Genomic DNA, 13,290 nt, shown 5'->3' on the forward strand with positions numbered 1-13,290 from the left:
CCGGACCAGCGCCCGTCCGCAAACCAGACATGTCAGAGATATACAAGCACCCCAGCCACCCTAAGCTTTCAAAGCTTAGCTACCCCTGATTTGCCCCGCCGTCACTGGGAAGCAGGACCAATCCATACACACGTTTTGTCCTATAACCCGGGTTTTTTGTTGGTTGCGGCGGGACGGGGCCGTACGGCGCCGCATAGGGCCAGGGCACACCTATGGCAGAAGAAGGCCCCGCAGCCCACGAGGGCGGCAGGGCCTTCTTGTAGTTCGTGCGGGGTCAGTGGGTGCGACCGGATGCTTATGCGGGGACGTCGAAGCGCTGGCCCTCGGGTTTTGATTCCAGCAGCGTGAAGACGAGGAGAATGATGCCGCCGATAAACGGGATGAGCACGATGAGGTACATCCAGCCGCTGAAGTTCGCGTCGTGGAGGCGACGGACCGTCAGGGCCAGCGACGGGACAATGACTGCCAGGAACCAGACGGCTGCCAGGATCAGCCCGACCATATAGGCCGGGCCGGGGACGCTGGCGCCGTTGGGGCCCAGTTTTGCGCCGGCCGCGCCACCGGCAAGCATGATGACGTTCAAGACGATCGAGACGAGTCCGGAGACGAGCATCCACCACCAGTATTCGCTCCGGCTGGCGCGGCCGGAGAACGTCCCGTACTTCCTGAAGAACCGCGACGCGGCCTCTGGCAGGGAAGCGCCGTAGAGCGGTGCCCAGAGTGGCACGGGCCCGGATCCCTGAGCCGGGTACGCCGCAGCGGCGTACGGGTTTGGCGCCCACCCTGGGTTCTGCCGGGGCTGCTCGCTGGGCCACATCTGCCGGCCGGTGCCTTGCTGAGAATTATGCGGATCTGACATGTGATGCTCCTTCACTGGTGTGGCGGGTGGATCCGGGAGGGTCAGGGGACGTCGGCCGCGGCGGAATCGCTGAAGTGTGGCGCCTGGCTCGGCGGGGGCTGGACATGGGTCTGGGCACGCTCGGCTCCGCGGCCTTGCGCGTTGTGGACCTCGAGGCGGTGACGGCCTGCGATGACGGAGCTTGGACTGCTGCCGAGTAGCTGGCGCGGTTGTGCCATGGTTCCCCCAATACCGGGCACCCCAGCGGGCCCCCGGCTGTCATGCTACCGGCGTTTTCGTCCCGTGGGCACTATGGCATCCCGGAATGTTTCCGCAGGTCAGGGAGCAGAACGGGCCGACACCTTGGTGTGCCGTCCTTAGGGACGGAAGCTGCTCGACGAGACGGACGTGTGGGCGCGGGTTGGGCGCGGTTGGGCGCGGGTTGGGCGCGGTTTAGGCGGCGCAGACGAAGGTAACCCTCAGAGATGCGGTGCCGCTATTTGCAGGTGGCGAGAATCCCGGCGATGGCGTCGTGCTCGGGACGGGTCATCCACAGTTTGTACTTGGCCTTCACGGCCGTCTGGCGGGCGACGTATTCGCACCGGAACGCCTTGTTGGCCGGGAGCCAAGCATCGGCCGAGGAGTCTGACTTCTGCTGGTTCGCGGGGCCGTCGGCGGACATCAGGTTCAGCGGATCGTTGGCGAGCTGGAGGCGCTGGCCGGCGCTGATCTGCTGGGCGCCGGTCTGCCAGGCCAGCGACAGGGGAATAATGTGGTCGATCTGGACGTCCGCCGAGTTCTCACCACGGGTGAAGGTGATGGTCTTGCCGGTGTATTTGTCGGCAAGCTTGCCGGAGGCGATGACGCAATCCCTGGTCCCGGGCTTGGTCGTCACGTCGGTGAGGTCACGGCGGAGCATGTCGTTGCGCGTGTCGCAGCCGTTGTGGTCCACATCGGACCAGGCGGGACCGAACTGCCCGCGGCTGTACCCGGTCTTTGGGGCCTTGCCCTTCACCGGGATGGACGCCAGCTGGGCTACGGCCGCGGCGGCCTCGCCCGGGTGCGCGGTGCCGGTGCCGGGAGCCTGGGACGCGGCCGCGCTGTGCACGGCGTCAGCGACTTTGGCGCCAACGTGGGCTGCGGCATCACAGCCGGCGAGGGAGCCTGCGAGAAGCAGGCCGGCAAGGACGGTCAGGGACTTGGTGGCGGCGGAGCGGGAGATGTTCATGCCTATCATGAGTGCGGCGAAAATGACCAGATTACCCGCGCCCCGTTCCGCGCCCGCGCAGGCCGGAGCATGGAGTCGCTCACGTGCAGCTGTGGCCGCGGCTCCAAGCTGCTTCTCGTCAACACGTTGCGCGGTGAGGGCGTCCTTGCACGGCCGGCTACTTCAGGGTGAGCACCGGGTTCACGGGAGCCTTCAGCGAATCCACCTGCAGGCCTACGGACAGTTTCTGGCCGGCGGCGACCTTGGTGGCCCAGTCCGAGCCGCTGCAGGTCACCGACACCTTGGGGAGTACCGTGCAGCTGATGCCCCAGGAGTTGGCCACCCGGGTGACGTTCGGATCGGGCCAGCTCACGCTCCAACCGGCCGCCGCCCGGAGGCCGGTGACCTCGATATTGGCCACGTAGCCGCCGGTCCATGAACTACCGAGTTTCCAAACCGCGCTGATCGGCGCGCCCGATGTAGGGGTGGGAGACGGCGAGGGCGTCGGCGTGGCGGTCGGCGTCGCCGTGGGCGTGGGCGACGGCGTGGCGGTCGGCGATACCGTCGGCGTCGCAGTGGCGGTCGGCGTCGGCGTCGCGGTTGCGGTTGCGGTCGGCGACGGCGTCGCGGTGACGGTCGGCGTCGGGGTGCCGTTCAGGATGGGCGCGAGCGCGGCCAGTTTGGCGGCCTCCGGGGTGCGCCAGTCCGCCTGGACAAGGCCTCCGGTAATGCCGCTGTTCGGGTTGAACGCCCAATACGCGAAGCTCATGGAATTGGTCCCGAGGTAGGAGACGATCTTCTCCATCCACTGCTTGTCCGACGTGGTCTGCAGCACGGTCCCGAACTCCCCGAGCAGAACCGGGGCGATGCCCTGCTTCTGGATGTAACCCCAGTTGGCATCCCACACGGCCGGCAGGTTGTTGGGGTAGGTGGGGTCGCTGAACCACTTCTGCGCAAACAGCGACGCCGGGTAGTCGTGCGGGGAATAGACCACGCGGTTGGGCGTGGCCAGGGTGACCGGCTTGTTCTTGACGTCGGCCAGGCCCCCGCCCCACCAGGTGGAAGTGCCGTTGCCCTGGTTCTCGATGCCCTCAACGATGATCAGCAGGTTGGGGTTTGAGGCCAAGACGGCGTTGCCGCCGCGGGTGGCCGCGGCCTGCCAGTCGGTGGCCGCGGCGCCGCCCCACGTCGCCGCCCCGGCAGGCTCATTGTGAAGGTCGGCGCCGATGACGGTGGGATCGTTCTTATAGCGGGCGGCGAGCATTTGCCAGTCAGCGATCCACTTCGACTCCGGGTAGGCGGAGGTGTACCAGAGCGGGGACTGGTCGGCAGAGGACGGCCGGTGCCGGTCCAGGATGATCTGCAGGCCGTTGGCCTTCGCGCGGGCGATCACCATGTCCATCAGGACCAGGGGCGTCTTGCCCTCCAGCGCGTAGGCGCGGTTGGCCCAGTAGTTCAGGTTGCCCTTGATGGATGCCGCTGCCAGGCACTCGTTGGAGAACGGAAGGCGGACGGTGTTGAATCCCATCGATTTGATGTTGGCCAGGGCCTCGTCGATGGTCAGGGTTCCCCAGAGCCCGTGCGGCATGCAGTCGGTGGTTTCCATGCCGAACCAGGACGCGGCCTTGATCGTATACGGGGCGTTGTTCGAGTCCAGGATCCTCGCGCCAGAGGTGTGCAGCCAGCCGGTGGGCGGCGGCGTTGTGGCGGCAGAGGCCAGGGGAAGCGAGGCCGCGGCGACGCCGGTGAGGGCCAGTCCGGCAGCCACAGCGATGCTCAGAAGTGTGGCAGTCAGGCTCGGGCGCCTTCCCCCGGCGTGGAGTGGGGGATTCGAAAACGGTTTCACAGTTCCTCCGTGAGAATGGCGTGCAGGTGCGGCCTGGTTGGTGCGGCTCTTGGCGCGCGGGGCGGCACCGAGGATGAGGGCCCCTTCCGGCGGGTGCCGGTGGGTGCCGTCCGAGCTCATGGGTGTGTTGCCTTTCAGTCCGTCATTGTGGGTCCCCCCGGCCCGCACAATACGGATCGGCTCTCAAAAAGTACCAAGCTGCCGCCCAGAAAGAACCTCTTTGGCCAATATTTCCTTCTGCGCCTCGACCCCGCGACAGGCCCCTGACCTGCGTATTGTCTTTTTCCGGGCCGTCCGTCAGCCTTAGGAAATGGAACGGCCCCGGCGCAGGATGCCAGCCGGCCAGCAATACCCGCCGTCGCGGTCCGGCCAAACCGGGAATTGGCGGCACCGGCTGTGGGGCCCGGTTGTCGGCTTCGGCCTGGTCAGCCTCGCCGCGGACATGGTGTCCGACGGCGCCCGCCCGCTCGGCGGTCCCCTGCTGGCCCAGCTCGGTGCGTCCGCGCTGTTCGTCGGCCTCGTGACCGGCGCCGCCGAAGCCGCGTCCCAGGGACTCCGGCTGGTGTTCGGCCCCTGGGCGGACCGCACCGGGAAGTACTGGACTTTCACGATGGCCGGCTATGTGCTGACGGCGGTGTGCGTCCCGCTGCTGGCATTGACGCCGTTCGCCGGGACCGCCGGGATGGCCCTGGCGGCCGTGCTCATCATCGGGGACAGGGTCGGCAAAGCCGTCCGCAGCCCGGCGAAAACCGTGCTGCTCGCCACCGTTGCCGGGCCGGTTGGCCGGGGCCGCGGCTTCGCCGTCCACAAGTCCCTCGATCTGGCCGGGGCGCTCTTGGGCCCGTTGCTCGTCTCGGCGGTGCTGGTTACCACCGGCTCACTGCCGGCAGCCTTTGCGGTGCTCATCATTCCGGCGGCGGCGGCGCTGGCGATTCTCGTTTGGCTGCGCCGCCGCGTCCGTGATCCCGGCGCGGACAGGCCTGCGGCCGACCCCTCCGACCTGCCGGAGCCGCCCCGCGGGAAACCCGCCGGGCGGCCGCCGTCGGCGCTCTCCAGCGACTTCATCTTGTTCGCGTTGGCCGGGTTCTTCTGGAGCGCCGGACTGGTCGCCTTTGGCGTCATCGCCTATCACCTGACGGCCGACGTGGCCGTCCCCGTCCCGGTGGTTCCGCTGCTGTACGCCGGCGCCATGGGAGCCGGCGCCGTCGGGGCCCTCGCCAGTGGCGTCCTGTACGACCGCGCCGGGGCGGCCGTGCTCCTGGCACTTCCCGTGCTGATTATGGGGGTGCCCGTGCTGGCCCTGGCGCCGAGCGCCGGGCTCGTGCTCGCGGGCGTCCTGGTCTGGGGCGCCGCCACCGGCATCCAGGACTCCACGGTCAAGGCGTTGGTTGCCGATCTGGTGCCCCAACCCCGGCAGGGCACGGCGTACGGGGTGTTCGCGGCGTTCGAGGGCGCCGGCGCCTTGGCCGGCGGCGCCCTGTACGGGTCACTTTACGGCGCACGGCCGGTGCCCATCGCTGCCGTGGCCACACTGCAGGCAACGGCCTTCGTCCTGCTGCTCGTCACGCTGCACCGGGCCCGGCACGCATCACCTGGCCAAGGGCCCGCGGATGGGCTGAGTTAGCGCGCCCAGACCGAGGCCGCGCCGGAATGTCCCGTGATGATGCTCTGGTAAATGAAGAAGCCCCCCGCGAGGGCGCCGGCAATCAGGACGGCTCCCCGGACAATCCGGTTGCTCCGAAGGCCGCCAAGGAACGCCAGGCGCCGGCCAAAGGGCTCGTAGGTGACTATCAACATTGCCGCGACCAGGACGAAGAAGATCACGGAAAGCACTTTGAGTACGTCACCTTCCTGGGCGTGCTCGTGGACCACCGCCGACGCCGGACGGACTTTCTCCAACTGCTCGCCTGCCTGCGCGGTCAGGAGTGTTACTGGCACCAGCCCCAGTGACAACACGCCCAGGGGCCAGGCCAAGTAGCCCCACCAGCGCCGTGCCACGGCATAAACGATGGCGGCAAGACCTGCGATGGGCGCTAATACCACTACGGCGTGGACGAGCAGGACATGGGCCGGGAGCCCACCAATTTCGATCAAGTGAAATCTCCTCCAGAACGTGACGGCACCGGGTCTGATGATGGGGCAGCGAACTCGCGGCGGGGCCAGACTCCTATGATTCTTGCATGGGATCGCGGGAACTAGCGGGCATTGCCGGACCGCTCTATGCATTGCCCTACGGGGATTTCGTGGCTGCTAGAACGGCGGCGGCCAAAGACGTCAGTTCCGCGGGCGTCACCGCCGCCGAGCAGCGTGCCCTGGCGGCCGCAGTCCGTGCCCTGCCCAAGCCGTCGGTGGCGGCGTGGGCGGTGAACATGCTGGCGGCGCACAGCCCCGAAATCCTGCGGGAGCTGGCTGCGCTGGGGACGTCGATGCAGGCCGCACAGGATGCCCTGGATGCAGCGGACCTCCGTCGCCTCGCCCAGCAGCGGCGCCAGCTCCTCGGCAGCACGGTGAAGGCGGCACAGGCCTTGGCGGCCCGGCACGGACGGGCCATCAGCGCCGCCGTCGCGACGGAAGTGGAGCAGACCCTGCGGGCCGCCACCGCCGATCCGGGGGCCGCCGCCGCCGTACAAAGCGGCTGCCTGCTCCGGGCGCTCTCGGCGGACGGGGTCGACGTCGTCGATCTCGCCGGCGCAGTGGCTGTCCCGGGGAGCCATGCGGCGACGGTGCCCGGCACTGGAGCCGCGCCTGAAACGGCCAGCGTCCGCGGGACAGAACCAGCGCCCGGCGCCGGCGGGACAGAACCGGCGGACCGGACCGCACAGCGTGGCACAACTGCCGGCGGAAAGCCGACAACGGAACAACCCCGCCTCCGGGCCGTCGGCACGGCACGGATGACGCCCACGCCGTCGGCGGTGGAACGGGCGCGGGCCGCCCTGGAGGCAGCCGAAGTGGCCGCCGCGGAAGCCGACGAGGAGGCAGGCCGCGCGGCCGCGGAGCTGGCGGAGGTGACGGCGGAAACCACCCTGCTGGCCGACGAGGTGCGCGAGCTCAGGCGGCGTCTGGACGCGGCAGAAGCCGGTCTCAAAACGGCCCGGAAGAATCACGAGCTGGCGACGGCTTTGGCGCAGCAGACGGCACGGGCCGCCGACCGCCAGCGCCGCAAGGAAGTCCTGGCGCGGGAACGGGTGCTGCGGCTCGGCAACACGCCGGAGGAGTGAAGTCTTAGTGTCGGAGGTCAGTCGCACACTGGAATCATGGAGAACAACCAGAATTTCCAGCAGAGTTTCCGCCATGATATCGAGTCAGATTTTGAGGCGGATTTCAACGACGCACAGGACGGCGCACTGTATTTCGCGGTCACCTACCTGGACACCGACTGCGGCCGGATCCGCACCGAGAGCTTCGATGACGCTGCCGCCGCAGACCGCTTCGCCAGCCGCTGCGTTGCGGGCGAAGACGGCTGGGCCGTGGTCGATGCAATTCCGGCGAAAGAGCGCCGGGCCGCCGCCTGACTCCCGAGACTTTCGGGACCGGCGCCTGTGTCCGGGCCGTCTTTCTCCGAGCGTGTGGGATTGGCCGGTCACGGACCCGGACGGAGGGAAGGGGCCGAACGGCGGGAAGGTCCCGGACGCCCGAAGGGCCTCCACCCCGTGCGGGGTGAAGGCCCTGTGTGATCGCCGGCTGGCTGCCGGCGTCATGGGAGGTGCTTAGGCGAAGTCGGAGACGGCCGGATCCGGACCGATCCGGCCAGCATCTTCGGCGGAACGGTCCAGCCCGTTAATGGCCTGGATGTCAGTCTCGTCGAGGCTGACGTCCAGGGCCGCGTAGTTCTCGCGGATCCGGGACTCGGTCACCGACTTCGGGATGACCACGTTGCCGATGGCCAGGTGCCAGGCGATGACAACCTGGGCCGGGGTGGCGCCGTGCTTGGCGGCAATCTGGGCAATGACGGGGCTCTCGAGGAGCTCGCCGCCCTGGCCCAGCGGCGACCATGCCTGGGTGAGGATGCCCTTGGACGCGTTGAATTCGCGCAGGTCGGCCTGGCTGAAGAACGGGTGCAGTTCGACCTGGTTGATGGCCGGAACTACGCCAGTCTCATCGATCAGGCGCTGCAGGCCTTCCTTGGTGAAGTTGGAGACGCCAATGGTCTTGACCCTGCCCTGCTTCTGGAGCTCGATGAGGGCCTTCCAGGTGTCAACGTATTTGTCCTGCTTGGGCTGCATCCAGTGGATCAGGTACAGGTCCAGGGTCTCGAGGCCGAGCCGCTCCATGGATTCCTCGAACGCCTTCAGGGTGGACTCGTAGCCCTGGTCCGCGTTCCACAGCTTGGTGGTGATGAAAATTTCCTCGGGCTTGAGGCCGGAACGCTCGATGGCGCGGCCTACGCCTGCTTCGTTGCCGTAGATCTTTGCCGTGTCGATGTGGCGGAAGCCGGCCTCGAACGCCTGGACAACCACCTTTTCGGCCACGTCATCTTCAACCTGCCACACGCCGTAGCCAAGCTGGGGGATGGTGTTGCCGTCATTGAAAGTCAGTTCCGGTGAAAAAGTCATATAAGTATCCTGCCAACTTCGGCGCCCTCCGGCCAGCGACAGGCCGCCGCTAAGCTAGGCGCGTAACCGGGAATACCCGGGGATTTCGGGAAATATCGGGAACCCCAGCCATGCCGGGGCGGGCCTGTGCAAGAGACTAATTCGCGTAGCGGCTCAGGCTGGCGTCGGCCCGCCGCCGTCGGCTTCCGCAAGCCGCCGCTCGGCGTCGTGGACCTGTTCCAGCACGGAATCGGCGCGCCGGCGCACCGACGCGGCACCCGCCGGGACCGGCCCCACTGCGAGCCGGAGCATCGCGGCCGCCTCAGCCGTCATGGCCAGGGAGTTGCCAGCCGTCGACAGGGCGCGGTGGACCCCTGCCAGCGGCCCCGGGATATCCAATCCATTGCTGGGAAAGCGCCGCTGGGCCTCCACGCAGACCTGCCGGACCCGGGGCGCGAGCGCGGAGAGCTGATTGGCGATCTCGACGAGCTCGCCGTACAGGGCCTCGTCTTCGACCCCCTCAAGGACCTGGTGGTAGCGGTCAAGTCCGCGGTTGAACCGGTCGTGGGCGCGCCGCCAGAGCCCCTTGCCAAGTTCTGCGTCGTCCCTGCGGCCTTGCCGTGCTGCGCTGAAGAAGCCCAAGGTCGCGCTAAAGGTACTGGCCCGGGCCATGGTCAGGGTCCGCGGGTTCGGGCGGCTCGGGGGACTCCGCGCCGTGACGCGGCGCGGCGGCGCGGACCGGTTCGCCGTTTTCCCCGATGATGACGCCCGGCGCGATCACGGTTCCGGGCGGCAGCTGGCGCAGCTGCATTTGGGCGTAGGTGTGCTCCCTGGCGGCGTGCTGCGCCGCGATGGCCGTCTGGATGCCGTGGAAGAGCCCCTCAAGCCAGCCGACCAGCTGGGCCTGGGCTATCCTCAGTTCCGCGTCGGAGGGGGTGGCGTTCTCCGGAAAGGGAAGGTTGATCCGTTCGAGCTCCTCAACGAGCTCCGGGGCCAGGCCGTCCTCGAGTTCCTTGATGGACCGGTCGTGGATTTCAGCCAGCCGGACGCGGGCCGCGTCGTCCAGGGGCGCGGACTTCACCTCGTCCAGCAACTGCTTGACCATCGTGCCGATCCGCATGACCTTCGCGGGCTGGTCCACGAGGTCCTGAAGTTCGCTGCCCCGGGGCGGCCTGGGCCCGGCACCGGATCCACCGGCGCGGCCGGGCGGCACTGCAGCCGGTGGCGCCAGGGGCGTCCCGGGCAGGGCGTCATCCACGGGTGTGCCTTCGACGGGCACGTCGTCGGCAGTTTGGGCGCGGGGCTGAGTGTCGTGCTGATCGCTCATGGCTTCATACTCTCACGCGCCGGGCGCCCCGGACCCGGCGTCCGCCAGGAGCGGAGGGGCGGCGTCGGACACCGCTGTGCCCCACGCCGCCCCTCCCCCGGCCCGGCCGGGCCAGCTGCCCAGCGGCACCCGCTTAGCAGCACCGGCTCAGCAGCACCAGCTCAACAACACCGGCTCAGCAGCACCGCCTCAACAACACCGCCCCTGCGGGTTGGTGTCCTGCCGGTCGGTCCGGTCACGCCAGAACTCCCGCTCGGTGAGGGGACTGCTGGTGTGCCCGGAGGCCTCATGGTGCTCCAGGTACTTCTTGTAGGCATCGGCGCCCAGCACACCGCCGAGGTACCCGGCAAACCCGCGGAACCCCGCGAGGACCGCGTTCACACCCGGCCCCGCATCAGTGGTGCCCGGACTTTTCGAGCCGGTCGCCGGCCGGGAGCTGGTTCCACTCAGCCACGAGGTCACGCTCCGCCGCTGTGGGGACAAACCCTGCCGGGGCGAAGACACGGGAGGCCCGGGCGGGGTCTTCGTTCTCGGCGTTGGGGAGCCCCGCGGCCGTGTTCCGCAGGGCCTTGATGGTCGCCATCACAGCCGTGACGATGACGACGATGCTCAGCACCACGAAGATGATCGACAGCCATCCCTGGATCATGGTGTTGCGGACCACGGCCTCCATGGCGGCCTGGGTCTTGGCGGTTCCGAAGGACGTCTTGCCGTCCGCCAGAGCCTTGGCGAAGGCTGCGTTGTTGGCGAAGTAGCCCACCGCCGGAACGGGCGAGAAGATCTTGTAGAAGCTCGCCGTGATGGTCACGACGGCGGCGAACGCCAGCGGCGCCGCCACGATCCACAGGTACTTCGGGGCGGTGCGCTTGGCGGCAATGGCCAGGCAGACCGAGAGGGCGATGGCCGCCAGCAGCTGGTTGGCGATCCCGAACAGCGGGAACAGGGTGTTGATGCCGCCCAGCGGGTCGGTGACGCCCATGATCAGGACCGCGCCCCATGCGGCCACCATGATGGCCGTGCAGAGCCAGGCACCCGGGCGCCAGGAGTGTTCCTTGAACTTCGGGACGAAGTTGCCGATCGAGTCCTGGAGCATGAACCGGGCAACGCGGGTGCCGGCGTCGACGGCCGTGAGGATGAAGAGGGCCTCAAACATGATGGCGAAGTGGTACCAGAAGGCCATCATCGCGGTGCCGCCGATGAACTGCTGCATGATGTGGGCAAGGCCGACGGCGAGGGTGGGCGCGCCGCCCGAACGCGACACGATGCTTTGCTCCCCGACGTCCTTGGCCGTCTGCGCGAGATCACCGGCCGTGATGTTGACGCCGGACAGGCCCAGGCTGTTGACCCACGCGGCCGCGGTCTCGACGGTCCCGCCGGTCAGCGCCACGGGGGCGTTCATGGCGAAGTAGATGCCGCGGTCAATGGAGATTGCGGCCACGAGGGCCATGATGGCCACGAAGGATTCCATGAGCATGCCGCCATAGCCGATCAGGCGCGTCTGGCGCTCCTTCTCGATCAGCTTCGGTGTGGTGCCGGAGGCGATCAGCGCGTGGAACCCGGACAGCGCGCCGCAGGCGATCGTGACGAACAGGAACGGGAACAGGGCGCCGGAAAACACGGGACCGTTGTCCCGGCCGGCGAACTCGCTGAAGGCCGGCACGGTGATTTCGGGGCGGACCACGATGATGGCCAGCGCCAGCATCACAATCACGCCGATCTTCATGAACGTGGAGAGGTAGTCGCGGGGGGCCAGGAGGAGCCAGACGGGCAGGATGGCTGCGATGAAGCCGTAGATGATGAGGCCCCAGGCGATGGTGACCTTGTCCAGGTGGAAGAACGCGGCACCCCATTCGGTGCCCGCCACGGCGCCGCCGCCGATGATGGCGGCCATGAGCAGCACGAAACCGATCACGGACACCTCCATGACCTTGCCCGGCCGGATGAAGCGCAGGTACACGCCCATGAAGAGGGCGATCGGGATGGTCATGCCCACCGAGAAGACGCCCCAGGGGCTCTCGCCGAGGGCGTTGACAACCACCAGGGCGAGGATGGCCACGATGATCACCATGATGAGCAGGGTTGCGACGAGGGCGGCCGTGCCGCCGATGACGCCGAGTTCCTCGCGGGCCATCTGGCCCAGGGACCGGCCCCCGCGGCGCATGGAGAAGAACAGGACGAGGTAGTCCTGGACGGCGCCGGCAAGGACGACGCCGATGATGATCCAGATCGTGCCGGGCAGGTAGCCCATCTGGGCCGCGATGACCGGGCCCACCAGGGGGCCGGCGCCGGCGATGGCGGCAAAGTGGTGGCCGAAGAGGACGTTACGGTCCGTCCGGACGTAGTCCTTGCCGTCGGCCTTGTATTCGGCCGGGGTGGCACGGCGGTCGTTGGGCTTGGTCAGGTAACGCTCAATGACCTTGGAGTAGAAGCGGTAGCCGATCAGGTAGGTGCAGACGGAGGCGAACACAAACCAGATGGCATTGACGGTCTCGCCGCGGATGATGGCGAGCATGAACCAGGCGATCCCGCCCAGCAGCGCAATGGCCGCCCACAGCGCGATCTTGGCGGGCGTCCAGGCGCGGTCCGCGGCGTCGCGGACCGACTCATCCACCGACGTCGGCGGGAGGGACGGGTCCGGGACGACCCCGTCGTCGAGTTGCGCGGTGCCACGCGCGCTGCCCTGCGTGAGGTTGTTTGTGCTTTCGCGTTGTGTGCCATCTGGCATTGTGCCCATGTCTCCTCCTTGAGAAACCCAGCTGGGCAGTCCACCGGTACAGAACTGCCCTCCGGCACCCTACCAATGCGGGCGGGTCCCGGTCGGGTCCCTGCGCCCGGCGGTGTGGATTGCGCGACGAGCGGTCGGCCCGGCTACGCCCGGAGGTTGCTGAGCTGCACGAGGCGGGCCTCGCAGAGGTCCAGCCAGCGCACCTCGGCTTCGGTCTGGAAGATGAGGGAATCCAGCACCAGGAGCCTGGCGGTGTCGGCCGGGCGCTGAAGCGCGGCCGTGTCGCGGCGGGACTTGGTGTAGTCCTGCAGCGCGCGGATGGAGACCGTCCGCTGGGCCTGGATGATGGCGCCGACGTCTGTCCCGGGAATTGTGAGGCCGAGGGCGAGCTTGATGGCCAGTTCATTCCGGGGCGGATTCGCGCGGGATACCGGGGCCGTGAACCAGGAGCCGACTTCGGTCCGGCCGGCCGTGGTGATGCTGTAGATGACGTGCCCGTCGCCGTCGCCGCCGTCTTTGCGGACCAGCCCGTCGCGTTCCAGCCGGTCCAGGGTGGTGTAGACCTGTCCGATGTTCAGCGGCCAGGAGGACCCGGTGCGGTCCTCGAATTCGGTCCTGAGCTGGTACCCGTAGCGCGGGCGGTCCTGCAAGAGGGCGAGGAGACTGTGACGGATAGACATGGCGCCCCCGGAATCGCTAAGTCACGAAATCACACAGCATACACGCGCCCCAAGACGCGTGTATACCGCGTATGGAACCACGCTATCGTCTTTGGTGTCCTTGCCGCAAAACAGCGCATGCCCCGCACGGAATAA

General features: G+C 68.1%; 14 protein-coding genes. 3 read left to right on the forward strand and 11 right to left on the reverse strand.

Annotated features, from left to right (window positions below; translation table 11 throughout):
• Window positions 1-295: 295 nt before the first annotated feature.
• The 4 genes from AC1DBX_RS06040 to AC1DBX_RS06055 all read right to left on the reverse strand — a co-directional run bounded on the left by AC1DBX_RS06040 (window position 296) and on the right by AC1DBX_RS06055 (window position 3,813).
• Window positions 296-727, reverse strand: coding sequence for a DUF805 domain-containing protein (locus AC1DBX_RS06040; RefSeq protein WP_476931287.1), 432 nt, complete (start codon window positions 725-727; stop codon window positions 296-298).
• A gap of 173 nt (window positions 728-900) precedes the next feature.
• The gene (locus AC1DBX_RS06045; protein WP_476931288.1) at window positions 901-1,077 is read right to left on the reverse strand and encodes a hypothetical protein; all 177 of its coding nucleotides are present in this window, start codon (window positions 1,075-1,077) and stop codon (window positions 901-903) included.
• 257 nt (window positions 1,078-1,334) lie between these two features.
• Window positions 1,335-2,075 (reverse strand): HNH endonuclease family protein, encoded by a 741-nt coding sequence (locus tag AC1DBX_RS06050; RefSeq protein ID WP_476931289.1) that lies wholly within the window; start codon window positions 2,073-2,075, stop codon window positions 1,335-1,337.
• Between the two features lie 148 nt (window positions 2,076-2,223).
• Window positions 2,224-3,813, reverse strand: coding sequence for a cellulase family glycosylhydrolase (locus AC1DBX_RS06055; protein WP_476931290.1), 1,590 nt, complete (start codon window positions 3,811-3,813; stop codon window positions 2,224-2,226).
• A 388-nt stretch (window positions 3,814-4,201) separates the two neighbouring features.
• Here AC1DBX_RS06055 and AC1DBX_RS06060 point away from each other — a divergent pair, with 388 nt between their 5' ends.
• A complete protein-coding gene (locus AC1DBX_RS06060) occupies window positions 4,202-5,515 on the forward strand; it encodes an MFS transporter (RefSeq protein WP_476931291.1) in 1,314 nt (437 codons plus the stop codon).
• On the opposite strand, the gene AC1DBX_RS06065 is transcribed toward AC1DBX_RS06060, so the two are convergent.
• Window positions 5,512-5,985 (reverse strand): hypothetical protein, encoded by a 474-nt coding sequence (locus AC1DBX_RS06065; RefSeq protein WP_476857935.1) that lies wholly within the window; start codon window positions 5,983-5,985, stop codon window positions 5,512-5,514. The two genes, AC1DBX_RS06060 and AC1DBX_RS06065, sit on opposite strands and share 4 nt — an antisense overlap.
• Window positions 5,986-6,071: 86 nt before the next feature.
• Between AC1DBX_RS06065 and AC1DBX_RS06070 the strand changes: the two genes are divergently transcribed.
• Both AC1DBX_RS06070 and AC1DBX_RS06075 read left to right on the forward strand, forming a co-directional pair.
• Window positions 6,072-7,109 carry a hypothetical protein gene (locus AC1DBX_RS06070; protein WP_476931292.1) on the forward strand — a complete coding sequence of 346 codons (1,038 nt, stop codon included), beginning with the start codon at window positions 6,072-6,074 and terminating at the stop codon, window positions 7,107-7,109.
• A 36-nt stretch (window positions 7,110-7,145) separates the two neighbouring features.
• A complete protein-coding gene (locus tag AC1DBX_RS06075) occupies window positions 7,146-7,403 on the forward strand; it encodes a hypothetical protein (RefSeq protein ID WP_308443740.1) in 258 nt (85 codons plus the stop codon).
• 195 nt (window positions 7,404-7,598) lie between these two features.
• Here AC1DBX_RS06075 and AC1DBX_RS06080 read toward each other — a convergent pair whose 3' ends face one another.
• The 6 genes from AC1DBX_RS06080 to AC1DBX_RS06105 form a co-directional block, all read right to left on the reverse strand.
• Window positions 7,599-8,444 (reverse strand): aldo/keto reductase, encoded by an 846-nt coding sequence (locus tag AC1DBX_RS06080; protein WP_028276361.1) that lies wholly within the window; start codon window positions 8,442-8,444, stop codon window positions 7,599-7,601.
• A 153-nt stretch (window positions 8,445-8,597) separates the two neighbouring features.
• Window positions 8,598-9,065, reverse strand: a complete 468-nt coding sequence (locus AC1DBX_RS06085; protein WP_243181865.1) for a hypothetical protein — start codon at window positions 9,063-9,065, stop codon at window positions 8,598-8,600.
• A 7-nt stretch (window positions 9,066-9,072) separates the two neighbouring features.
• Window positions 9,073-9,750 carry a bacterial proteasome activator family protein gene (locus AC1DBX_RS06090; RefSeq protein ID WP_028276362.1) on the reverse strand — a complete coding sequence of 226 codons (678 nt, stop codon included), beginning with the start codon at window positions 9,748-9,750 and terminating at the stop codon, window positions 9,073-9,075.
• Window positions 9,751-9,939: 189 nt separating this feature from the next.
• Window positions 9,940-10,131, reverse strand: coding sequence for a YbdD/YjiX family protein (locus AC1DBX_RS06095; RefSeq protein ID WP_476860400.1), 192 nt, complete (start codon window positions 10,129-10,131; stop codon window positions 9,940-9,942).
• A 13-nt stretch (window positions 10,132-10,144) separates the two neighbouring features.
• Window positions 10,145-12,484 carry a carbon starvation CstA family protein gene (locus AC1DBX_RS06100; protein WP_476931293.1) on the reverse strand — a complete coding sequence of 780 codons (2,340 nt, stop codon included), beginning with the start codon at window positions 12,482-12,484 and terminating at the stop codon, window positions 10,145-10,147.
• A 134-nt stretch (window positions 12,485-12,618) separates the two neighbouring features.
• Window positions 12,619-13,155, reverse strand: coding sequence for a PadR family transcriptional regulator (locus tag AC1DBX_RS06105; protein WP_223914389.1), 537 nt, complete (start codon window positions 13,153-13,155; stop codon window positions 12,619-12,621).
• Window positions 13,156-13,290 lie beyond the last annotated feature (135 nt).

The organism is Arthrobacter sp. 10N44_2 (genome assembly GCF_056394385.1).